The 21802-nt window shown below is 71.6% G+C and carries 19 protein-coding genes and 1 pseudogene; 1 reads left to right on the top strand and 19 read right to left on the bottom strand.

Annotated elements, in window-relative coordinates; genetic code table 11:
• Positions 1 to 28 precede the first annotated feature (28 nt).
• The 19 genes and pseudogenes from ACIO1C_RS01325 to ACIO1C_RS01235 form a co-directional block, all read right to left on the bottom strand.
• A complete protein-coding gene (locus ACIO1C_RS01325; protein WP_401857066.1) occupies positions 29 to 1012 on the bottom strand; it encodes an aldo/keto reductase in 984 nt (327 codons plus the stop codon).
• Positions 1013 to 1147: 135 nt separating this feature from the next.
• Entirely contained in the window at positions 1148 to 1675 is a 528-nt protein-coding gene (locus ACIO1C_RS01320) for a hypothetical protein (protein ID WP_401857064.1), read from the bottom strand.
• Positions 1676 to 1683: 8 nt separating this feature from the next.
• Complete coding sequence (locus ACIO1C_RS01315; RefSeq protein ID WP_401857063.1) at positions 1684 to 3144, bottom strand: aldehyde dehydrogenase family protein; 1461 nt, start codon at positions 3142 to 3144, stop codon at positions 1684 to 1686.
• 142 nt (positions 3145 to 3286) lie between these two features.
• Positions 3287 to 4198: a BadF/BadG/BcrA/BcrD ATPase family protein gene (locus ACIO1C_RS01310; RefSeq protein ID WP_401857062.1), complete on the bottom strand. Its 912-nt coding sequence runs from the start codon at positions 4196 to 4198 to the stop codon at positions 3287 to 3289.
• Positions 4195 to 5217: an SIS domain-containing protein gene (locus ACIO1C_RS01305; protein WP_401857061.1), complete on the bottom strand. Its 1023-nt coding sequence runs from the start codon at positions 5215 to 5217 to the stop codon at positions 4195 to 4197. Before ACIO1C_RS01305 ends, ACIO1C_RS01310 begins: the two co-directional genes overlap by 4 nt.
• Positions 5214 to 6341 (bottom strand): Gfo/Idh/MocA family protein, encoded by a 1128-nt coding sequence (locus ACIO1C_RS01300; RefSeq protein WP_401857059.1) that lies wholly within the window; start codon positions 6339 to 6341, stop codon positions 5214 to 5216. The genes ACIO1C_RS01305 and ACIO1C_RS01300 overlap by 4 nt, the downstream gene beginning before the upstream one ends.
• Complete coding sequence (locus ACIO1C_RS01295; protein ID WP_401857057.1) at positions 6338 to 7090, bottom strand: sugar phosphate isomerase/epimerase family protein; 753 nt, start codon at positions 7088 to 7090, stop codon at positions 6338 to 6340. The genes ACIO1C_RS01300 and ACIO1C_RS01295 overlap by 4 nt, the downstream gene beginning before the upstream one ends.
• Positions 7087 to 9117: a primary-amine oxidase gene (locus tag ACIO1C_RS01290; protein ID WP_401857055.1), complete on the bottom strand. Its 2031-nt coding sequence runs from the start codon at positions 9115 to 9117 to the stop codon at positions 7087 to 7089. The genes ACIO1C_RS01295 and ACIO1C_RS01290 overlap by 4 nt, the downstream gene beginning before the upstream one ends.
• A 41-nt stretch (positions 9118 to 9158) precedes the next feature.
• Positions 9159 to 9947: a GntR family transcriptional regulator gene (locus ACIO1C_RS01285; protein WP_401857053.1), complete on the bottom strand. Its 789-nt coding sequence runs from the start codon at positions 9945 to 9947 to the stop codon at positions 9159 to 9161.
• Positions 9944 to 10984: a Gfo/Idh/MocA family protein gene (locus ACIO1C_RS01280; protein WP_401857052.1), complete on the bottom strand. Its 1041-nt coding sequence runs from the start codon at positions 10982 to 10984 to the stop codon at positions 9944 to 9946. The genes ACIO1C_RS01285 and ACIO1C_RS01280 overlap by 4 nt, the downstream gene beginning before the upstream one ends.
• The gene (locus ACIO1C_RS01275) at positions 10981 to 11973 is read right to left on the bottom strand and encodes an NAD-dependent epimerase/dehydratase family protein (RefSeq protein WP_401857051.1); all 993 of its coding nucleotides are present in this window, start codon (positions 11971 to 11973) and stop codon (positions 10981 to 10983) included. The genes ACIO1C_RS01280 and ACIO1C_RS01275 overlap by 4 nt, the downstream gene beginning before the upstream one ends.
• Positions 11970 to 12761, bottom strand: coding sequence for a sugar phosphate isomerase/epimerase family protein (locus tag ACIO1C_RS01270; protein WP_401857049.1), 792 nt, complete (start codon positions 12759 to 12761; stop codon positions 11970 to 11972). Before ACIO1C_RS01270 ends, ACIO1C_RS01275 begins: the two co-directional genes overlap by 4 nt.
• 43 nt (positions 12762 to 12804) lie before the next feature.
• Complete coding sequence (locus tag ACIO1C_RS01265) at positions 12805 to 13479, bottom strand: ThuA domain-containing protein (protein WP_401857048.1); 675 nt, start codon at positions 13477 to 13479, stop codon at positions 12805 to 12807.
• 61 nt (positions 13480 to 13540) lie between these two features.
• Positions 13541 to 15220: an ABC transporter substrate-binding protein gene (locus ACIO1C_RS01260; protein ID WP_401857047.1), complete on the bottom strand. Its 1680-nt coding sequence runs from the start codon at positions 15218 to 15220 to the stop codon at positions 13541 to 13543.
• 71 nt (positions 15221 to 15291) lie between these two features.
• Positions 15292 to 16395, bottom strand: coding sequence for an ABC transporter ATP-binding protein (locus ACIO1C_RS01255; RefSeq protein ID WP_401857045.1), 1104 nt, complete (start codon positions 16393 to 16395; stop codon positions 15292 to 15294).
• Positions 16392 to 17504: an ABC transporter ATP-binding protein gene (locus ACIO1C_RS01250; RefSeq protein WP_401857990.1), complete on the bottom strand. Its 1113-nt coding sequence runs from the start codon at positions 17502 to 17504 to the stop codon at positions 16392 to 16394. Before ACIO1C_RS01250 ends, ACIO1C_RS01255 begins: the two co-directional genes overlap by 4 nt.
• Positions 17505 to 17645: 141 nt before the next feature.
• Positions 17646 to 18476 (bottom strand): annotated as a pseudogene (locus tag ACIO1C_RS01245) (ABC transporter permease); the annotation flags it as partial.
• A gap of 3 nt (positions 18477 to 18479) precedes the next feature.
• Complete coding sequence (locus ACIO1C_RS01240) at positions 18480 to 19454, bottom strand: ABC transporter permease (RefSeq protein WP_401857044.1); 975 nt, start codon at positions 19452 to 19454, stop codon at positions 18480 to 18482.
• A 13-nt stretch (positions 19455 to 19467) separates the two neighbouring features.
• Positions 19468 to 20571: a Gfo/Idh/MocA family protein gene (locus ACIO1C_RS01235; protein WP_401857042.1), complete on the bottom strand. Its 1104-nt coding sequence runs from the start codon at positions 20569 to 20571 to the stop codon at positions 19468 to 19470.
• 257 nt (positions 20572 to 20828) lie between these two features.
• Here ACIO1C_RS01235 and ACIO1C_RS01230 point away from each other — a divergent pair, with 257 nt between their 5' ends.
• Positions 20829 to 21773 carry a zinc-binding dehydrogenase gene (locus ACIO1C_RS01230; protein WP_401857040.1) on the top strand — a complete coding sequence of 315 codons (945 nt, stop codon included), beginning with the start codon at positions 20829 to 20831 and terminating at the stop codon, positions 21771 to 21773.
• Positions 21774 to 21802: the final 29 nt, after the last annotated feature.

Below are 21802 nucleotides of genomic sequence, written 5' to 3'. Positions count from 1 at the left end.
GTCCAACGCCCGGTGCTCGCGGGGCGGTTCAGGCCATGACCGGCGCGCGTTCGTCGAGCAGCCCCTCGGCGCGCAGGTCGGACCACACCTGTTCGGGGATCTCCGCGCCGAACGCCGCGAGGTTGCTCCGTACCTCGTCGGCGGAGCGCATCCCGACCACGATGCCCGCGACCACCGGATGCCGCAGCGGAAACGCCATCGCGACCTGAGGGAGCGTCACTCCGTTCGCCTCGCAGACGTCGGCGATCCGATGGGTGCGGCGCAGCAGCTGCGGTGAGGCGGGCGCGTAGTCGAAGCGTGCTCCCTCGGCCGGCCGGTCCGTCGCCAGGAGACCGGAGTTGAAGACGGAGGCCGCGAGGACGGACACACCACGGTCGGCGCACGCCGGGAGCAGGTCGTCCAGCGCGCCGTGCGCCAGCAGGGTGTAGTGGCCGGACAGCATCACGACGTCCACGTCCGCCTCCTGGACCAGCCGGGTCAACAGGGAGGTGTCGTACATCCCCGCGCCGACGGCGCCCACCACTCCCTGGGCGCGCAGCTCGGCCAGCGCGGGCCAGCCGTCGCGCAGCGCGGCGTCGAAGTGCCGCTCCGCGTCGTGCAGGAACAGCGTGTCGACGCGGTCGGTACCCAGGCGGGCGAGGGAGTCCTCGACACTGCGCAGGATCCCGTCGCGGGAGAAGTCCCAGACCCGGCGGTGGGTCGCCGGTACCATGAACGACTCGTCCGTACGCCCCGCCGCGTCCTGGGGCACCAGCACTCTGCCGACCTTGGTCGACAGCGTGAACTCCCCCCGGAGCCTGGGCCGGAGGGCCTCCCCGACCAGGCGCTCGGACTGCCCGATGCCGTAGTGCGGCGACGTGTCGAAGTAGCGGATGCCGCCCTCCCAGGCCGCCTCCAGCGCTCCCGCGGCGGTCGCGTCGTCCACCGGTGCGAAGAGTCCGCCCAGCGGGCCCCCGCCGAAGCCCAACTCCGTGACCCGGACCGCGCTGTGCCCGAGCTGATTCACCCTCATGCCGCAACTTCCCTCTTCCGTGCTGCTGGAACCGCAAGCACGCCAATCCTGCCATAGCCGGATTTCAGCACACAGAAGGGGCGGGCGGCCCGGCCGGACGAGGTGTCGGCGCCGACGCCACGGTCGACGGCCCTGTCAGGCGAGCATCGCCGCCATCCCCATGACCATCGCGGCGCCGCCCAGCTCCGCCACCACCGCCCGCCGCCACGGCCGTCCCGGGGCGGCCGCCGAGGGGGAGCGGGACCTGAGGAGCCGGGTGAGGGGGACGCAGGCGCGGGCCAGCACCCAGCAGGCGACGAGGAAGAGGAAGAACCTCGGGTCGTACGCTCCTGAAGCGCCGCCCATGTGCATCCCGGCCGGGTGGGCGGGGCCACCGGCGTGACCGGTCCTGGCGGCAGCGGCGGTCAGCAGCGCCATCGTGGCGAGGTCCACGGCGGCCGGGGCCCGGCGGTGGGCCGGTCCTGCGCGCGCGGCCCACAGGCAGGCGCCGGCGACAGCGACCGCTGCCGCCGTCAGGGCCGTACCGCCCACTCCGTACGCCATCAGCGCCATGACCCCCAGGACGACGGCGGACGGGCCCCAGCAGCGGGCGGGCCCGGCGAGCCGCTCCGCCAGGCACAGAACGGCCCCCAACAACCCGGCCAGCGCGGTCAGTTCGTGCATCGTGGTGTCTAGTACGGGTAGTGCGCGGGGGTGCCCGCGACCGTGCGCCACCGCCGTTCGGTGAACTCCTCCAGGTTCGCGTCACCGCCGGCCCGCCCGCCCAGACCGGACTGGCCGACCCCGCCGAACGGGGCGAGCGGCTCGTCCTGCGGCGTCGCGTCGTTGACGTGCGCCATGGCGCTGTTCAGGCGGCGGGCCACTTCGGTGGCGCGGTGCACGTCGGCGCCCACGACCGAGGAGACCAGCCCGTACGGTGTGTCGTTGGCCAGTGCCACGGCCTCCTCGACACCGTCGACCACCGCGACCGGCGCGATGGGGGCGAAGATCTCCTCGGTCCACAGCGCGGCGGCGGGGTCGACGTCCACGACGACGGTGGGGCGGAAGAACCGGCCGTCGTTCGTCCCCCCGGTCAGGATCCGGGCGCCGCCCGCGACCGCCTCGTCCAACAGGTGCCTGGCCCGGGCCAGTTGGGCGTCGTTGATGATCGGGCCCAGCCCGGTCCCGTCCCGCAGCGGATCCCCGACGGTGATGGCCGCCGCGCGGGCGGTCAGGTCGCGGAGGTAGGCGTCGGCGACCGCGCGGTCGACGATGTGCCGTCCGGCGCTGATGCAGGTCTGTCCCTGGTAGTGGAAGCTCGACCAGGCGCCGATCATGGCGGCCTGCCCGGTCTCCGCGTCGTCCAGGACAACCAGGGCGTTGTTGCCGCCCAGTTCCAGGGAGGTCTTCTTCAGCAGGGATCCGGCGGTACGGGCGATGTCGCGCCCGACGGCGGTCGAGCCGGTGAAGTGGATCATCGCCACGTCCGGGTGCTCGACCAGCCGGCGGCCGGCCTCCTCGGCGCCGGGCAGGACCTGGAATATGCCGTGCGGCGCTCCCGCCCGCTCGAAGAGTTCGGCGATCGCCAGGCCGCCGGAGACGGGGGTCTCCGGGGAGGGCTTGAGCAGGACGGCGTTGCCGAGCGCGAGGGCGGGGGCGATCACCCGCATCCCCAGGACGAGGGGGAAGTTCCACGGTGTGATCGCCGCGACCAGACCGACCGGCACCCGCTCGGACACCGAGAAGCGGCCTTCGTGGCCGGTCCGCAACACCTCTCCGACCGGCCGGGAGGCCAGCGCCGCCGCTTCGGTGAGCTCACCGACCGCCGAGGCGATCTCGTAGTCGGCCTTGCCCGCGATGCTGCCGGTCTCCCGCATGATCAACTCACGGAAGCCGTCGGCGTGTTGGAGGGAGGTCGCGACCTCACGCAGGACCGCGGCCCGTTCCGAGTAGGGGCGGGCCGCCCAGTCGCGCTGGGCGGTGAGGGCGGAAGCGACGGCCGCGTCGACGTCCGAGGCGTCCGCGCTGCCCGCGACGCCGAACACCTCGTCCGAGGACTTGTCACGGACGGGAAGGGTTCCCCCCGCGGCGGGCGGCCGGAACCGGCCGTCGATGTAGAGGGCCCCCGACCAGGGGGGATTCTGCTCTGCCATGGTCAGCTCCTTGAGTGTGGGTCCCTGCCCGGGGGAGAAACGGCCGGGCGGAGGGGTGGGTCGGCGTCCGGACGGAGGGGAGGACGGGGTCCGCGCGGGATCGTCCGTCCCGCGCGGCCGCCCGCGGATCGTGTCGTACGGGTCAGACCTCGGCGGCCCCCGCCGCCGCCCGGTGTCGGGCCCTCGCCAGCGCCACCGCGCCCGCGACCGGCGGCACGTCCAGCAGACGCAGCGTCAGATCAGGCTGTACGGAAGCGAGGTGGGCCCGCAGCCGGTCGGCGAGCAGGGGCTGGCCCAGCACCACCCCACCCGCCGCCACGACCGTGCGGCCGACGGCGCCGCGGGCCCGCAGCCGGGTGACGAGGGCGCACAGCTGGGCCGCGGCCTCGTCCACGACGGCCAGGGCGAGCGGGGAGCCCGCGGTGGCGGCCCGGAAGACGGCGGGGGCACCCGGTCCCCAATTCCCCGTGGTGGGAAGGTCGTTGACCGCTCGGGCGAGAGCCGGGGCGTCGGTGACCCGGTAGTGGGCGAGCAGCGCGGACAGCAGCCCGTCGTCGTGGCGGTCCGTGTCGTACGCGGCCAGGGCGGCCCTGGTCGCGTCCCGTACGATCGCGGGCGCGCTGCCCTCGTCGCCGAGCACCCAGCCCCAGCCGCCGGCGAAGAGCACGGTGCCGTCGGCGCCGGTGCCCACGGCGATGGAGCCGGTGCCCGCGATGACACCGATCCCCCGGTCCAGGCCGGCGGCCGGGACGAGCAGCGCGGCGTCGTTGGCCACCGTCGTCGGCACCCCGAGCCGCCCGAAGGCGGCGGCGAGGCGGGCGCAGTGCTCCTGCGTGTCGCAGCCCTGGGCGCCCACGCCGAGGGCGGCGATCTCGTCCCCGGCGGACAGCACGGGTGCCACGCGGCCGAGGAGCCAGCGAGCGGCCCGGTCGACCGGAGTGGCCTCCCAGCCCGTGGCCGGGATTTCCGTGTCGACCCGTACCGCTCCGTCCGGTGTCTCCACCCGGAGCGCGAGTTTGGTGCCGCCGATGTCGGCCCCGACGAGGACTTTCATACGGCGGGCCGCCCCTCGGCCACCTTGATGTCGGCGTTGTGGAACACGAACTCCTCGATGTCCACTCCACGGACCTCGGCCACCGCCTCGACCAGGATCTGCACGACCAGGATCTCGATGACGGCGCGCTGGGCGGCGGGCAGCCGGGGCACCCGTACCACGTGCAACAGGGGGCGTTCGGCGGGCGGTTCCGCGGTGACGAGCACCACTGGGTGCCCCACGTCCGCCAGGGTGCGGGCGGCGGCGTGCTCGCGTGCGTCGCCGAAGATGACGTGGACCCCGCCGCCCGCCGACTCCATGGCCCCGTGGAGGTACTGGCGGGTGCTCATGCCGGTCGACGGGATCCGGGCGACCTCACGGAAGAGCAGGGCCCCGGCCTCAGCCGAGCCCACGGCGGGCCCGGCCCCCACGAAGTCGGCGGACGTGGCGGTCGCGAAGAGCGGCGCCAAAGCCCGTACCGGACCGGTCAGTTCCTTCTCCGTCGCGGCGAAGAGGGTGCCGAGCCCGGCCCAGCCCTCGTCGGGCGCGCCGCCGTCCCACACGTCGGCGAGCAGACCGAGCGCGGCGACGGTCGCGGTGTAGCCGATCGTGGACGCGTAACTGTCCGGGACACCGCCGATGCCGACCAGGCCGGTGGCGAGGTCCGCGATCGGGGACGGTGTCATGTTGACCACGGCGTGCCGCAGGGCGGGGGCGACGGATTCCAGGACGGCCAGTGTCTCCGCGCTGCGGCCGCTCTGGGAGACGCCGAAGACGGGGTGCCTGCTGGCGGGGAACGGGAGCGGATGGTCGCCCGCGCCGAGCCGCCAGGAGTGCACACCCCGGCTGCGCAGCGCCCACACCGGGGCGCAGGCCGCCGCCAGGCTGGCGCCGATGCCGACGAACACCGGCCCCGGGCCGGTGAGTTGGCCTCTCGCGGCGAGCGAGGTCACGGATCCGGTCAGGCGGGCGATCGCGGCCTCCAGTTCTTCGGCCTGGGTCGCGCGGGCCGCCGCGTAGGCGAGGTAGCCGTCGGTCATGTCTGTTCCGTTCTGTCGTGTCCGTCGAAGGTCGGTGCGGCCGGATCCCATCCGGGTGGGATCCGGGGCACCTCGGGTGCGCCGCTCGCCACCCGGACCGGCGATCCGAGGCCGGCGGACTCCTCGACCGCGAGCATGATGTCGAGCACGTGGTACGCCAACTCACCGCTGGCGCGGGGCCGTTGTCCCGCCCGCAGGGCGCGGGCCAGTTCGAGGACGCCGACACCCCGGTCGCTCGGGACGCCGTCGGCGGGCACGGTGGTCCAGGCCGCGCCGGGCGCGGTCCCGGTCAGCAGCCGGGTCGGCCCGTCGAACCCGCTGACCGGGACCTCCATGACGCCGTCGGTACCGGTGATCTCGAACAGCTGGCGGCGCAGCGGGGAGTCGAAGCTGTAGACCGAGGTGCCGACCGTCCCGGAGGCGAAGGTGGTCACCACGCTGAGGTGGGTCGGCACCTCGACGGGGAAGGCCGTGCCGGCGTCCGGTCCCGATCCGATGACCCGCTCGGCGCGCGGGCTCTGCCCGCTCGCGCTCACGGAGACGACCGGGCCCAGGAGTTGGACCAGGGCGGTCAGGTAGTAGGGGCCGATGTCGAAGAGCGGCCCCGCCCCCTTGGCGAAGAGGAACTGCGGTCGCGGGTGCCACAGGTCGGGGCCCGGGCCCTGCATCAGGGTGAGTACGGTCCTGGGCTCGCCGATCGCGCCCTCGGCGAGCAGCCGGTGCGCGGTCTGTATCCCCGGGCCGAGCACGGTGTCCGGCGCGTTGCCGACCACCACACCCGCGGCGTCGGCGGCGTCGAGGACGGCGCGGGCGGAGGCCCGGTCCAGGGCCAGCGGCTTCTCGCCCCAGACGTGTTTCCCGGCGGCGACGGCGGCGAGCGCGACCTCGGCGTGGGCGGCGGGGACGGTCAGGTTCACCACCAGGTCGACGTCGTCGCGTTCCAGCACCTCGGCGGTGGTGCCCCAGGCCGGCACGCCGTGGGCCTCGGCGCGGGCCCGGGCACGGGCGGGCACGAGGTCGGCCACGGCGGTGACCACGAGGTCCGGGTAGCCGGTCAGGGCCGTCAGGTACGGGCCGGAGATGTCCCCTGCGCCGATGACGGCGACGCGGACGGGCGCGCTCACGCGTGCGCTCCGGCGAGGAAGTAGGCGGCGTTGCGCGCGACGAGCGGCCATACGTCGCTGTGGTGGGCGACCACCTCGACCACGGGCAGTTCCACCGTGCCGGCGGTCAGGGCGAGCACCTCGTCCATCCGCCCGGCCGTGTCGACGCCGAGGACGGGGCGGTCGTTTCCGGGCTCGCGCTCGTGCACCACGTGCAGGAGCCGTACACGGTCGCCGAGGCGTGGCAGCAGCTCGAACACGTCGGCGCCGCCGACCCCGGCCCAGTAGACGTCGACCTCCAGTACGACGGCCGGGTCGAGGAGTCCGGTGAGCAGGTCGTACGCCGGGACGCCGTCCACGGTCTGCGCGAACTCGAAGTCGTGGTTGTGGTACCCGATGCGGATGCCCCGGGCGGCGGCGCGGCCGGCGGCGTCGTTGAGGGTCGCGGCGAGCTGCTCCACCCCGGCCCGGTCCGCGATGCTGCCCGGGTCGGCGTACGGGGTGACGACCGTGCCGATGCCCAGGGCTTCCGCCGCGTCGAGGACGTGCGTCACGTCGTGCCGTACCACCGACGCGTGGGCGGTGGTGGCGCGCAGCCCGGCGTCCCGCAGGGCCGTACCGAGCCGGTCCGGGTCCGTGAGGATGTCGTACGGCTCCGCGTGGGTGAAGCCGAGGCCCGCCAGCCGGGCGAGGGTGGCGTCGAGGTCGGCGGGGCCGATGTCGTCACGCACGCTGTAGAGCTGGATCCCCAGCAGGTGTCCGGTCGTCATGCGCCGGCCTTTCCGTGGTCGTGGTGGTCGTGATCGTGATCGGGGTGTCCGCCGGGGTGGCAGTGGCCGGCGGTGGACGCCGGGATGTCCAGCGTCGGGTTGCGGTCGAAGAAGCCGTACGGCTTGAGTGCGAAGCCGGTGGAGTCGACCGGCATGACCGGCCAGTCCTCGGGCCGGGGGAAGTGGGTCAGCCCGAAGGTGTGCCACAGCACGATGTCGGTGTTGTCGACGTCCCGGTCGGCGGCGGTCCACTCGGGCAGCCCCGCGCCGCCCCGGTGCATGTTGACCAGGTCGCCCGCCGGGTGGTTCTCGTCCGGCGCGTAGGGCGTCACCCACAGGTGCCGGGTGGCGAAGGTGGCCCGCCGGTGGATGTCGGAGGCCTCGTCGGCCAGCAGCAGCGGCCGGCCCTCGGGGTGCAGCAGGTAACCCACCGGGTTGCCCAGCCGGTTGGTGACCGAGGGGTTGGTGACCAGCCAGGCCCGGTTACGGGTGTTGTCGGCGACCCGCTGGGCCCCCGACTCCGTGCGCAGCCGGGTGACGGTCTGGGTGAAGCCGGTGCCGGTGGGGTTGCGCGGTCCCCGGGGCACGAGCACGGACTCCACCTCGTCGACCGCGTTGTCCGTACCGTCCACGGCCATGTCCAGCCGGGCGCTGAACAGGTGTTGGTGGTACGGGGCGCCGAGACCCGGCGCGAGTTCGGAGGCGAACTCGTAGCCGGGCCCGGGATAGGCCGAGGTGAAGACGACGCCGGTCGCCTTGACCTCCAGCTCGATGGCCCCGTCGAGCGAGAAGTACCAGTAGAAGCCGTAGTCGTAGTTGCCGACCGTGACGAAGAAGGAGACCACCAGGCGCCTGTTGCGGCGCGACTCCGAGGAGCCGTTCCAGTTGTCGGAGTGCTTCCAGAGGATCCCGGTGTCCTCCTCATGGACGCAGACGGCCTGCGGGATGACACGGACGCCGCCCGCGCTGTCGGCGAGGACCGCGTCGAGGTACGTGATGTCGCCGACGCAGTCGCAGCCCAGTTCCAGGGAGTTGGCGAAGCCGCCGAGCACGTACTCGCCGCAGTCGAAGAAGTTCTGGAACCAGCGCTGCGGGCTGGGGTCGCCGTACGGGACCATCATCTCGGCGACGGAGGCGCGGTAGAGCACCGGGCGCTGCCGGCCGGCGTCGTCGATGCTGACGTTGTGCAGCACCAGGCCCTCCCGCTGGTCGAAGCCGACCTGGAGCGACCAGCCGAGCCAGTTGATGACACCGTTCTCGTCCACGGTGAAGCTGGGGCCCTCGGGCTGGGTGATCTCGATCGGTTTCAGCCCGGCCCGTGGCGGCCGGTCCACCCAGCGGGGATCGTGGAAGTTCCCGTCCTCCTCGGGCACCGGCAGGTCCATGTGGTCGACCACGTCGAGGACTTCACGGCTGATCACGTCCACGACGACGGTGACGCCGTCCACGGGGTGGGCCCAGCCGAGGTCGTCCGGTGTCTTCTGTACGAAGGTGAAGCAGCGCTGGAGGCGGCGGCCGTCCTCCCCCTCCCCCGCCACACCGGCCGACAGCGGGTTGACGCGCAGCCGGCTGAGGTCCGTCAGGCCCCGCTTGCGCATCGCCGCCAGCCAGCGCTCGTCGGCGTGCACGATCTCCTCGACCAGCCCGAACTCGGCCAGCACCACAGGGACATGGCCGTCGGTGGCGACGTCCAGGACCCGGGTGGAGACGAGGCGGTCCTCGCCGGGGCAGGCGACGACGTCGTGCGAGAGGCCGGTGCGCAGGTCGACCAGCATGACGCGGAAGCGGCGGGGGGCGATCGTACCGACGAGGAGTTCGCGCTTGTCCTGCTCGGCCAGGCCGAAGTACGAGACGTGGGTGTCGGGGCCGAGCAGGCCCTCCCGCCGCAGGAGGCTTTGGCACGCCGTGATCTCGTCGGGGCGGGGCGAGGCAAGGGCACGGGCCAGCGCCGGTGTGCCGCCGGCGCCGTGGGTGCCACCGGCGCCGACGGCGCCGTCATCGGAAGGGGGTCGCGTTGTTGTGGTCACAGGGGGTCCGCTTCTGCGAAGGAGGTGAGGGGGACGGCGGTTCACGCGCCCGCGTTCCGCGTGAAGGAGGTGCGCAGGCGGTAGCGGTCGCCCGCGTAGCGGATCGAGGAGGAGAGCAGCGGGCGTCCGCTCCGGTCACGGACGATCTGCCGCATGTCGAGGACGGGGGTGCCCGGCGCGATGGCGAGGTGCCCGGCGAGCGCCGCGTCGGCGGAGCGCGCCTCGATGGTGGTGTCGGCCTGCGCGAGCTCGAAGCCCAGGCGGGCCATGGTGTCGTACAGCGAACGGGTGGTGAAGTCGACCTCGTCGAAGCCGGTGGCGAGGTCGGCGGGGACGAGCGAGTGGTCGACGGCGATCGGCACCCGGTCGAGCAGGCGGACGCGCTCCAGCCGGTACAGCGCGGTGCCGGGGACGATCTGGAACGCCTCCGCCTCGTCGAAGGTGGCCGGTCCCGGCTCGCGGCGCAGCACCCGGGACGTCGGTACGAGCCCCATCCGGCGGGCGGTCTCGGAGAACGACTCCAGGGTGTTGGGCCACTCCTTGCGCTCCGGGGCGGTGACGTACCAGCCACGGCCCTGGGCGGCGCGCAGCGCGCCCTCCTCCACCAGGGCGGTCAGTGCCTTGCGCAGGGTGACCCGCGAGATGCCGAGCATCCGGCACAGCTCACGTTCGGGCGGCAGGCGGGAGCCGGGCGCGACCTCGCCGAGGGCGATGCGGTTCTCCAGCGCGGACTTCGCCTGGATCCACAGGGGCTCCGGGTACGCGCCGGTGAGTTCCCGCGGCGCCGCCGCCCGGCCCGGCAGCCGCGGGCCGCTCTGATCCGTGATCATGCCGGGACCTGGACCCTTTCCCATGTGCCTGAGCGCATCGAGGCGTAGCAGGCGTCCAGTACGTGATTGACGGCAACGCCGTCCTCGAAGGTCTCGCGTGGTGTAACGCCCCGGGCGAAGCAGTCGGCGAAGTGCCGCATCTGCTGGCTGAAGCCGTAGGCGCGGGCCTCCTCGGGGACCGGGTAGACCCAGCCGGTGTCGGCGTCGGCCTTCTCGACCAGGTAGCCGACGGGGTGCTCGATGAAGCCCCACACCGGGGTCGCGGAGGTGTCGGTGACCAGGCGGCCCGCGCTGCCGACGAGTTCGTGCCGCAGTTGCATCCCGCCCTTCTCGATCCAGGACGACTCCACGGTGGCGAGCTGGCCGCCGGCGAACTTCAGCAGGGCGATCGCCGTGTCCTCGCCGGTGGTCCGGTCGGCGTGGGCGAGTGTGGCGCCCCACGCGAAGACCTCGGTGATGGGGTTGTCCTTGCCGAAGAAGTGGCGGGCGGACTCGACGGTGTGGCAGCCCATGTCGAGCAGCGCGCCGCCGCCCGCGGTCTCCGCGTCCCAGAAGTGCGGGGCGTGCGGACCGGAGTGCGCCTCGCGGGCCCGCATGGTGAGCAGGTCGCCGATCGCGCCGGCGGTGACCATCTCGTACGCCTTGGCGAGGTTGGGCGAGAAGACCGAACTCTCCGCGTAGCCGTGCCAGACGCCGGCCTCGCGCACGACGTCGAGGATCTGCCGCGCCTCGGCGCCGGTACGGGCCAGTGGTTTGGTGCACACCACGCCCTTGCCGGCCGCCGCGACGGTCCGTACCGCTTCCAGGTGTGCCTCGTTGGGCACCGCGACGACCACCAGGTCGACGGCCGGGTCGGCGCACAGGGCCGCCATGGTGTCGTGGGCACGGGCGTCCGGTGCCCACTTGGCTGCCAGCGCGGAGGCGCGTGCCAGGTCGCGGGAGCAGGTGGCGACCAGGGCGGCGTTCCGTACGTCCTGGAGGGCGTCCGCGTAGGTGTCGCCGATGAATCCCGAGCCGATGAGTCCGACGCCGATCACGTGTTCCTCCGTCCTGCGGTGGTCTCCAGGAGCGCGTCGAAGGCCCGGGACAACTCCTGGTCGGCCAACTTCAGCTCCGGGTGGGCGTCGTGGTGGGCCAGTGCTTCCCTGGCCCCCTCCGCGAAGGACACGCGGGGTGCGAAACCCGGTACCAGCGACCGGAGTTTGGACGTGTCGAAGAGCATCGAGTGCCGGAAGTCATGCTCCAGTACCTCGCCCCAGCCGGGTACGTGCTCGGCGATCGACTCGCTGGCACGGTGGCGCAGCACGGGCGCGCGCACCCCGGCCGCCGCGGCCAGGGTCAGATGGATCTGGTCCCAGGTGAGGATGTCACCGCCGACCACGTTGACGCTCTCGCCCACCGCGTGGTCCAGGCCGAGCAGGGGGACGACGGCACGGGCGACGTCCCGTGTGTGGGTCAGGGACCACAGCGACGTGCCGTCTCCGTGCACCACGACGGGCCGGCCCGCGCGCATCCGCTCGATCGCCGTCCAGCCGGCGAGGACCGGGATCACCGTACGGTCGTACGAGTGGAAGGGCCGCACGATCGTCAGCGGGAAGCCGGCCGACCGGTGGGCGTCCTCCAGCAGCAGTTCGCAAGCGATCTTGTCGCGGGCGTAGCCGAAGACGGGCTGGCGGCGGGGGCTGGACTCGGTGATCGGCAGGTTCGGCACCGGCCGGCCGAAGACCGAGCAGGTGCTGATGAAGACGTACTGCCCGGTCCGGCCGGTGAACAGGTCCGGGTGGGCGCGTATGTCGTCGGGGGTGAAGCCGACCCAGTTGACCACCGCGTCGAACTCGTCGCCGCCCAGCGCCGCCTTGAGCGCCGCCGGATCGCGGACGTCCGCGCGCAGCTGCCGTACGCCGTCGGCGACCGGCCGGACGGGCTCGGAGCGGGTCACGACGGTCACGTCGATTCCGGCGGTGACCGCCCGGGCCGCGACCGCCGAACCGATCATCCCCGCGCCGCCCAGGAACAGTACGTTCATGCCCGCTCCTCGGTCGGTTCGGGGACGCGTGCGCCACGGGACAGCCCGTGGCCCACCAAGTGGTCGTACGAGCGCCGCAGCGCCTCGAACGTGTCGATGTGCAGCCGCTCCAGCTCGACGATGTGCCACCGCAGACCGGACGGTGTGTTCAGGGTGCGGGCCCAGTCGATCCCGCCCTCCCCGATGGGCACCATCACGTCGTGCTCGTAGCTGACGGCCGGGCCGTCCTTGACGTGCACGAAGCGCACCCGGTCGCCGAGCCCGGCCAGCACGTCGGCCGGGTCGGCGCCGCCCATCTGCGCCCAGTACGCGTCGAGTTCGACCAGGACGCGATCGTCCAGCAGCTCCAGCAGCAGGTCGTACGCCGGCCGGCCCGCGAACTCCTGGGAGAACTCGGCGAAATGGTTGTGGTAGGCGATCCGCATCCCCCGGCCGGCCGCGCGTTCGGCGGCCTCGTTGACCCGCTCCACTCCACGCCGGACGGCGTCCGGCGAGTCGAACTCCTCGCGCTCCATGCTCCATACGAGGACGTCGGCACCCAGTTCCTCGTTCGTGTCGAGCAGCGCCTCGGCGCCGGGCCCGGCGGGGAACGGGGTGTGCGCACCGGTCAGGGTGAGCCCGGCGGCGGCGATGGCGTCCCTGACCCGGGCGGGCCCGAAGTGCTCCACGAGCCCGTAGGTCTCGATGCCCAGGTAGCCGAGGCCGGCCAGCCGGGCCAGGGTGCCCTCCAGGTCGGACCGTGCCTGGTCGAGCACGGTGTACATCATGACGCCGATTCCGGCTGTCACGTCTCCTCCTCCGGCCGGCCCCGCGGGGCCGGTGCGTGTGGACTCAGTCACGGCCGGCCGCCCATCGCAGGGCCTGCCTGACCAGGGTGCGGACCGGCGGTTCGCCCCAGGAGCGCATGTCGTGGCCGAGCGCCAGATAGACGACCCGGCCCGCCCCGGCCTCGCGGGCGTAGAGCACCGGGACGACCACCCCGTCCGCCCGGTGCCGTTGCGCGAGCACGGTGATGTCCTGGTCCGCCGTCTCGAACTCGTAGTACTCGTCGAAGAGTTCGAAGTCGGTGAGCCCGCGGGTGATCGGGTGGTCGGCGACGATCTCGACGGTGTGCCGGCCCTCGTGGTGGCCGGGACCGTGCGAGAGGTAGCGGTTGCCGAGCAGCTCGAAGAGCGGCCGGTCCGCCGGGTCGACGCCGTCCCCCCGTACGCCCATGATGTTGGCGCCGTGCACCCCCACCAGCCCCTTGCCTCCCCGTACCGCGTCGGCCAGCGCCCGCTGCTGGTCCGTCGTGAACTGCCCGCCCGCGGTGTAGAGGAGGTAGACGTCCGCCTCGGCCGTCTCGGGCCGTGGATCCACGAAGCGGCTGGTGCCCATGGCCTTGCGGGTGGTGAACCCGGCCTCCACGCCCAGCTGCTGGAACACTCCGGCGGCGCTGAGCAGGTCGTGGTGGATGTCGTCGCCGTTGACGACCACCAGGGCGGTGGGCGTCGAGAGGTGTGGCATGGCTCTCCTCGCGGGTTGCGGCAGGGGGATGGTGGTGCGGAGGCGTTCGGCGCGCGACGGCTCAGACCGGCTTCAGCCGCAGAGCGACGACCGGGTTGGGCACGGGGCTGAAGTAGGGGTCCTGCGGAGTGGGGAACCCGGTCGCCTTCGCGGTGCTCCAGTTGCCGTAGCTGCCCCAGTAGAACATCGGGATCCACGGCAGGTTCTCGACGAAGATCTTCTCTATCCCGTTGAGGATCTGCTGCCGCTGGGCGTCCGTGGTGGCCTTCGGGTACTCCTTGAACAGCTCCGCGGCCTCGGCGTTCCGGAACCGCTCGATGTTCTGGAAGGTCGGCGTCGCCTTCCCGATCGGGTAGTAGAGATTGGGATTGATCGTGTCGTTGTAGTAGGAGAAGGCGCGCGGTGCGGAGTTGACCGGGTAGCCCATCGTGGAGTCGAAGTCGCCCTTGCCGGTGAGGGTGTTGATCTCGTTCACCGTCGTGGTGTCGATGTTGAGCTTGATCCCGATGTCCTTGAGCTGGGAGACCAGCACCTGCACCCGGGAGGCGATGTCGGTGTACGACGACGGGAAGCTGACCGAGAACTCGACCCGCTTGCCGCCCTTCCGGTAGTAGCCGTCACCGCCCTTGCTGTAGCCCGCGTCGGTCAGCGTCTGATGGGCCTTGGCGACGTCCTGGGTGAAGTCGACACCCTTCAACTCGGGTGACACGGACGAGGTGTAGGCGGGCATCGGCAGTCCGGTGACGCTGGTGGCCGGCGGGGCGCCGCTGGCCGCGCCGACCTGCTTGCGGTCCACACCGAGGCTGATGGCCTGCCGCACCGCGAGGTCGCTGAGCGGCCAGCGCTCCAGGTTGGGGATCAGACCGTCGGTCCCGGCCAGCGGCGCCCAGTAGTTATTGTGCTTGCTGCGGCTCAGGTACGTCTTGTCGGCGTTGGCGATGTACGTGCCGCCCCAGTCCGCCTGGCCCTGGACCAGCGCGTTGGTCATGCTCACGTTGTCCTTGTACGCGACGAACCTGAGCGCCTTGATCTGTGCCTTCGGCTGCCAGTACTCCTCGTTGCGTACCAGTGTGAAGCTCTGCGCCGAGAATTGGCCGAGCTTGAACGGGCCGGTGCCGACCGGGTTCTCGTCGGTGTACTTGCTCGGGTCCTTGACCTTGGACCAGATGTGCCGGGAGACGATCGGCGCCGACACGACGTTGGTGAAGAACTGCTCGGACGGCACCGGGAAGGTGAAGACGACCTGGGTGGCGCTGGGCGCGGTGACCGACGTGATCTCGACGCCGAGCAGGTTCAGCCCGGGGTTCTCCTTCAGCATGGTGTACGTGAACACCACGTCGTCGGCGGAGAACGGGGTGCCGTCGGTCCACTTCACACCGGACTGGATGTCCAGGGTGAGGGTCTTGTTGCTGTCCGACCAGCGCCAGGCCTTCGCCAGCCAGGGCAGGTCGTGGCCGATGTTGACGGTGTTGATCTGCACCAGCGGCTCGTAGATGAAGCCGCCGGAACCCTGCGAGGTGTAGGTCAGCCCCTGCGCGGTGTTGGCCAGGAACGGGTTGAAGACCTTGGTGAGGTTGTCGGACTGGCCGGCCACGGTGAGTGTGCCGCTGCCGCCGCCCGAGCCGCCGCCCGAGGACGACTGGCAACTGGCGAGGGCGAGCGAGCCCGCGACGGCGAGGGCGCCGGTGAGAACGCCTCGTCTTGACACGCCTGTCGCGATGAGCGACTTCGAAGTAGTCACGTGCGTCTGCTCCTTGAGAGGTGGGACAGCGGGAGAGATACGTGGGGGTGTACGGGAGGTCCGGTCGTGGATCAGGCGGTGGGGGCGGCCGGGCGCGCGACGGCTTCGGTGTTCTCGGCCCGCTTGGCGCGGGCCTCGGCGTCGTCGGCGTAGAGCCAGCACCGGACGGTGTGTCCGGCGGTGAGATCGAACGGCTCGGGGGCGGTGGTGGCGCAGCGCTCCATCGCGTACGGGCAGCGCGGGTGGAACCGGCAGCCGGCCGGCGGGTCGATGAGGTTGGGCGGCTGCCCGATGTCCCGGACGCGGTCGGCGCCGGACCTCGACGGGTCGGGTGCGGAGGCGATCAGCAGTTGGGTGTAGGGATGGGCCGCCCGCTGGGTCACCTCCTCCGAGAGGCCGCTCTCGACCAACTGCCCGGCGTACATCACCGCGGTGTCGGTGGCGAAGTAGCGGGCGGAGGCGATGTCATGGGTGACGTAGAGCATCGCCGCGTTGCGTTCCTCGGTCAGGCGTCGCAGCAGGTTGAGGATGCCGAGGCGGATGGAGACGTCGAGGCTGGAGACCGGTTCGTCGGCGAGGAACACCTCGGGATCGGCGGCCAGCGCGCGGGCGATGGAGATGCGCTGGAGCTGTCCGCCGGACAGTTCGTGCGGGTATTTCGCGGTGAACTGCCGGGGCGGCACGAGGTTGATCCGGGTCAGCAGGTCGTCGATGACGGCGGCCTGTTCCTTGCCGCGCTTGCCGGGGTGGTGCAGCGCGACGGCCCGCTTGAGGGTGCCGGCGATCGTGGCGACGGGGTTGAAGGACCCGAACGGATCCTGGAGGATCAGCTGGACCTTGCGGACGTGGTCGCGGAAGGCCTTGCCGCGCATCGCCCGGACGGGCTCGCCGTGCAGCCGTACCTCGCCGCCGGTGAGCGGGTGGAGCTGGGCGAGCAGCCGGGCCAGGGTCGACTTGCCGGAGCCGGACTCGCCGACGAGCGCGGTGATCCGTCCCGCGTACAGGCTCAGCGACACGTCGTCCACGGCGTGCACGACCTTGCGGGTGGCGCCGCGCCGGGGCAGTCCGCTCCGTACGGGGAAGTGCTTGGTCACGTGGACGGCTTCGAGTACGGGCCGCTGCCCGGCCGTGGCGCCGGTGGTGGTCGCCGTCCCGGCCTGCGTGTCACCGCTCATCGTGTCTCACCTGTCGCCAGTTCGTTGGGGGTGGTCTCGGAGTGCGGGCCGCCGGGGTGCGCGGTTGCCTTCTCCCGCGCGTCCGCGTGCAGCAGGCAGGCCGCCAGCGAGGTGCTGTCACCGGGCCCGCCAACCTGGTAGAGCCGCGGCACCTGCGTGGCGCAGGCGTCGAAGGCCTGCGGGCAGCGGGGCCTGAACGCGCAGCCGCTGGGCAGCCTGCGCAGGTCGGGCGGGGAGCCGGCGATGCCGGTCAGCTCCCGCTTGGGGCCGCCGAGGGTGGGGAAGGAGGCCAGCAGCCCGCGGCTGTAAGGGTGTTGGGGGCGGCGGTAGAAGTCGTCGGCCGGGGCCGTCTCCACGACCTTGCCGCCGTACATCACCGCGATGGTGTCGGAGAGTTCGATCAGCAACGACAGGTCGTGGGTGATGAAGACGACCGAGAAGCCGAGCCGGTCCTTCAACTCCATGATCTTCTCGATGATCTGACGCTGGATCACCACGTCGAGCGCGGTGGTCGGCTCGTCCATCACGATGATCTCGGGGTCGAGGGCGAGCCCGACGGCGATCATCGCGCGCTGCCGCATTCCGCCGGAGAGTTCGTGCGGGTAGGAGTTCGCGCGGTCGGCGGGGATGCCGACGATGCCGAGCAGTTCGACCACCCGGGCGGCGCGTTCCTGGGCGTCCATCTTCGGCCGGTGGGCGACGATGACGTCCTCGATCTGGGCGCCGATCCGCAGGATCGGGTTGAGCGCGTTCATCGCCGACTGGAAGACGATGGACAGTTCCTCCCAGCGGAAGCCGCGCAGTTCGGTGTCGTCCATGGCCAGCACGTCGACGGTGGTGCCGTCGGGCTTGGTGTAGTGGATCTCGCCCTGGGATATCTCGGCCGGCGGCTTGTGCAGCCGGGTGATGGCGTAGGCGAGGGTGGACTTGCCGGAGCCGGACTCGCCCGCGATGCCCAGGACTTCGCCGCGCCGCAGGGTGAACGACACGTCGCTGACCGCCGGGGTGCGGCCGCCTTCGCCGACGTACTCCACCCGCAGGTCGCGGACGTCGAGCACGATGTCGGTGCTGTCCTGGGTGAAGGGCGTCGCGGCGGGCCGCCGTACCACCGGGCCCTGGTGTTTGACGCGGCGCGGGCGCTTCGCCGACACCTGGCCGCGCTGGGCCTTCTTGGTGCCGAGGCCGACCTGCCGCAGCCGGGGGTTGATGAACTCGTCGATGCCGAAGTTGACCAGGGAGAGCGCGGTGCCGAGCACCGCGATGGCCAGCCCGGCGGGGACGAACCACCACCAGGCGCCGGTCAGGAGGGCGCTGCCGGTCTGCGCCCAGTACAGGATCGTTCCCCAGGACCACTGGGTGACGTCGGCGAGGCCGAGGAACGCCAGGCTGGCCTGGGTGAGGATCGCGAAGATGACGGTGCCGAGGAACGAGGCGGCGATCACCGCCATCTGGTTGGGCAGGATGTCCTTGAGGATGATCCGCCAGGTGTTCTCGCCGGTGGCGCGGGCGGCCTCCACGAAGTCCCGTTTGCGCAGGGAGAGGGTCTGGGCGCGCAGGACCCGGGCGCCCCAGGCCCAGCCGGTGACGGTGATGACCAGGATGATCCCGAGGGAGCCGCTGTGCGGCAGGTACGCGGCGAGGATGATGGTCAGCGGCAGGCCCGGCAGGACGAGGAACACGTTCGCGAGGAGCGACAGCAGTTCGTCGCCGACTCCGCCCACGTACCCGGCGGTGATGCCGACCCCCACCGACAGGGCGGTGGTGATCACGGCGGCGCCGAGGCCGACCACCATCGAGGCGCGGGCGCCGTACAGCATCTGGGACAGGACGTCCTGTCCGTTCTGCGTGGTGCCCAGCCAGTGGGACCCGGACGGGCCGGCCAGGGCGGCGTCGCTGACGGCGGAGGGGTCGTACGGCGAGATCCACGGCGCGATCACGGCCAGGATCACGAAGACCAGCAGGATCACCAGACCGGTGAGGGTCAGCGGTGAACGCAGCAGGCGCACCCAGAGTCGGGCGAGGCTCCCGGAGGACTCCGCACCGGTGTCCGCCTCGGCCAGGGCGGCGGGTTGCAGGGCCATGGGTCAGCTCTCCCTTGTCCGCGGGTCGAGGAACACGTACGCGATGTCCGCGAGCAGGTTCGCGACGAGTACCAGCACGGTGATGAGCAGGAAAATCGCGGACATCAGGGGGTAGTCGGCCGCCTGGGCGGCCTTGAAGAGCACCGACCCGATGCCGGGGTAGTTGAAGACGACCTCGGTGACGATGGAGCCGCCGATGACAAAGCCGAGCGACATCGCGAAGCCGGAGAACGAGGGGAGCATCGCGTTGCGGGCCGCGTAGGTGTACATCACCCGGCGCTTGGAGAGGCCCTTGGCCTCGGCGAGCCGGACGTAGTCCTCGCCGAGCGTGGTGAGCATCATGTTGCGCATGCTGATCAGCCAGCCGCCGATCGAGGCGACGGTGATGGTGGCGGCGGGCAGGACTGCGTAGTTGAGGGCGCTGCCGATGAAGCCGCTGTTCAGTCCGACGCTCTGGTCGAGCGCGTAACCGCCGGACAGCGGGAACCAGTTGAGGGAGATCGCGAAGACGTAGACCATGATGATCGCGAACCAGAAGTAGGGAATGGACGACAGGAACGTCGTCAGGGGCACCAGCGAGTCGAGCCAGCTGCCGCGTTTCCAGCCGGCCAGCATGCCCAGCGAGGTGCCGAGGACAAAGCCGAGCACGGTGCAGATCGTGACGAGGATCAGCGTCCAGTACATGCTCTGGCCGAGGACCGTGCTGACCTTGGAGGGGTAGTACGCGTACGAGATGCCGAAGTTGCCGGTGAAGACGCTGTGCCAGTAACTGACGTACTGCTCCCAGAGGTTCTGGTTCGGCTGGCCGAAGAGAACCCGCAGGGCGTGCACCGCGGACGGGCTGAGCTTCCCGCGGAACTGGTTGATCAGATTGTCCGCCGGATTGCCCGGCATGATGCGCGGGATGAGGAAGTTGAGGCTGATCGCCGCCCAGGCGGTGAGCAGGTAGAAGGCGATCTTCCTGAGGAGTGTGCGCACGGACCATCCCCTTTCAGTAGGTGGAGCGCAATTCACCGGTCGGGCTCCAGAAGCCCTCCGCCCGCCCGCTGATCAGGGCGTTGTCCATGCGGTCCAGCGGCAGGGGCACCCGTCGCCGGGATCTGCTGCTCTCATAGGTGGCGAAGATCAGTTCGGCGCCGCGCAGTCCGTGCTCCGCGTGCAGCTCCGGTCGCCGGCCGGTCCGCAGGGACACCACCAGGTCGCGGATCGCGTCGGCGGTGCCGGCGACGATCGCCGGGTCCACCGCGTGCTCCCACTTCCGGGAGTCGGTGTCGAACGGCGACTCCCGCACCAGGTCGTCCTTGCCGAAGCGCCGCAGCACGCCGCGGGCGCCCCGGATGTCGGCCCGTCCCCGGGTGCCCTGGACGATCAGTCCGAGGTTGTTCTCCGGGTGGAGTACGGGAGTGTGCGGTGCGCGCCCGGTGGAGACGACCGCGCGTACCCCGTCCGCCCAGCCGAACTGGGTCAGCGAGGCGGTTTCGGTGAACACGCCGTACACGTAACGGTTGACGGAGACGTCGATCTGTCCCAACACCCAGTCGGGCGCGACGTCCTGACGGTGGAACAGGATCAGGTCGAGGATGTGGGTGCCCCAGTCGAAGAGGTTGGGGCAGTACCCCTCGACGGTCACCACCTCGCCGATCTCACCCTGCGCGATCCACTCCCGGACCTGCCGTTGTACGGGGTCGAAGCGGCGCTGGAGGTTGAAGGTCAGCTGGACCCCGGCGCCGGCCGCGGTGGCGGCCATCTCCAGGGCTTCGCCGTAGGTGAGCGCGACCGGCTTCTCGCAGTGGATCGCCCGGGCGCCCGCCGCGACGGCCGCCCGTACCACCTCGGGGTGGGAGGCGGGCGGGGTGCAGACGCTGACGATGTCCGGCCGTACCGCCGCGAACAGGTCCTGGAAGGTGGAGTGGACCTCCGGGACGTCCAGTTCGGCGGCGAGCGCCTCGGCGGCCGCCGGATCCGTGTCCGCGAGGCCGACCAGTGTCACGCCGGGGGCGGCGAGATGGCCGCGACCGTGGACCCTGCCCTGCGAACCCGCCCCGACCACCACCGCCGAGAGAACCTCACCGGCGACTTCCGCGGCATCTTCCATCGCCGACTCGCTCTCTTTCGGCTGATTTAGTGGTGTGCCAAACGCATACCACTTGCCGACATCTTAATACGAACGGCGATCCTGTCTAGAGGTGGAACAGCAGAGAACGCGGCGTAAATTCGCCGCCTAGTTGGCTACTTTAGCCACAAACAAGGACATACAGGACGATCGGATTTGGCCATCGCGTTTCGAATCAGTGCTTACCACTTAGAACCACATCGCTACACTGATCCGAACCACTCGGACAGGAGACCCGTATGAAGATCAGTCAACTTGTCGGCCGGCGCACCTCCGAGGTCGTCACGGCGGACGACCTCGTCCCCGCCGACCACCAGGTGCTGGTGGAGGTACTGGCCTGCGGGGTGTGCACGTCGGACCTCGGGCCGTGGCTCACCCACGACGGGGCCGGCTCCCCGGTGCGGCTCGGTCACGAGATGGTCGGCCGGGTCGCCGCCGCCGGGCGCGACGCGAAGCGGTGGCGTCCCGGCGACGTGGTGACGGGACTCGGCGGTGACGGGTTCGCGACCCTGGCGGTGATGGACGCGAACGCGGTGCTGCCGGTACCGGCGGGCATCGAACCGGCGCACGCCCTCGGCGAACCCGTCGCCGACCTGGAGGAGGCGCTGTCCCGTACCGGCATCGGCCCCGGTGACCGGGTGGCCGTGGTGGGACTCGGCTTCATGGGGCTCGGGCTCGTCCAGCTCGCCAGGCGGCACGCGCCCGGTCTGCTCATCGGCGTCGACCCCGACCCCGCCCGGCGCCGGCGGGCCCTCACGCTCGGCGCCGACCTGGTGTTCGCCCCCGACACACTGCCGGAGGAGTACCGCGCCGACACCGGCCGGGCCACGGACGCCCGTCCGGCGATCGTGCTGGAGGCGACCGGGGCCACCGGCGGGCTGCGGACGGCGGGCGGCATGGTCCGGCCGTTCGGCACCCTGTGCGTGGTGGGCTACCACCACACCGGCGACGCGATGATGGACATGGACCTCTGGTACAAGGCCGTCACCATCGTCAACGGCTTCTGTCCCGACCGCACCCGGCTGGTCGCCGCGATGCGGGAGAGCCTCGGCCTGATCGCCGAGCGGCGGTTCAGCTACGAGCCGCTGATCACGCACCGGTTCGGTCTGGAGGACATCGACGAGGCGTTCCGTACGCTGGAGGAGGCGGGACCGGACTTCGTCAAGGGTGTGGTGCTGTTCTGACCGTCGGGGCGGGACCGCAGCGGGCCGGA

Source organism: Streptomyces sp. NPDC087420, assembly GCF_044744165.1.
Taxonomy (GTDB): Bacteria; Actinomycetota; Actinomycetes; order Streptomycetales; family Streptomycetaceae; genus Streptomyces.
This window is presented reverse-complemented; position numbering and strand designations above follow the sequence as displayed.

What these genes read in the sequence shown, in the direction of transcription:
- ACIO1C_RS01325 (WP_401857066.1), bottom strand. Translation starts at nt 1,012, where the DNA reads ATGAGGGTGAATCAGCTCGGGCACAGCGCGGTCCGGGTCACGGAGTTG.
- ACIO1C_RS01320 (WP_401857064.1), bottom strand. Translation starts at nt 1,675, where the DNA reads ATGCACGAACTGACCGCGCTGGCCGGGTTGTTGGGGGCCGTTCTGTGC.
- ACIO1C_RS01315 (WP_401857063.1), bottom strand. Translation starts at nt 3,144, where the DNA reads ATGGCAGAGCAGAATCCCCCCTGGTCGGGGGCCCTCTACATCGACGGC.
- ACIO1C_RS01310 (WP_401857062.1), bottom strand. Translation starts at nt 4,198, where the DNA reads ATGAAAGTCCTCGTCGGGGCCGACATCGGCGGCACCAAACTCGCGCTC.
- ACIO1C_RS01305 (WP_401857061.1), bottom strand. Translation starts at nt 5,217, where the DNA reads ATGACCGACGGCTACCTCGCCTACGCGGCGGCCCGCGCGACCCAGGCC.
- ACIO1C_RS01295 (WP_401857057.1), bottom strand. Translation starts at nt 7,090, where the DNA reads ATGACGACCGGACACCTGCTGGGGATCCAGCTCTACAGCGTGCGTGAC.
- ACIO1C_RS01285 (WP_401857053.1), bottom strand. Translation starts at nt 9,947, where the DNA reads ATGATCACGGATCAGAGCGGCCCGCGGCTGCCGGGCCGGGCGGCGGCG.
- ACIO1C_RS01275 (WP_401857051.1), bottom strand. Translation starts at nt 11,973, where the DNA reads ATGAACGTACTGTTCCTGGGCGGCGCGGGGATGATCGGTTCGGCGGTC.
- ACIO1C_RS01265 (WP_401857048.1), bottom strand. Translation starts at nt 13,479, where the DNA reads ATGCCACACCTCTCGACGCCCACCGCCCTGGTGGTCGTCAACGGCGAC.
- ACIO1C_RS01255 (WP_401857045.1), bottom strand. Translation starts at nt 16,395, where the DNA reads ATGAGCGGTGACACGCAGGCCGGGACGGCGACCACCACCGGCGCCACG.
- ACIO1C_RS01235 (WP_401857042.1), bottom strand. Translation starts at nt 20,571, where the DNA reads ATGGAAGATGCCGCGGAAGTCGCCGGTGAGGTTCTCTCGGCGGTGGTG.
- ACIO1C_RS01230 (WP_401857040.1), top strand. Translation starts at nt 20,829, where the DNA reads ATGAAGATCAGTCAACTTGTCGGCCGGCGCACCTCCGAGGTCGTCACG.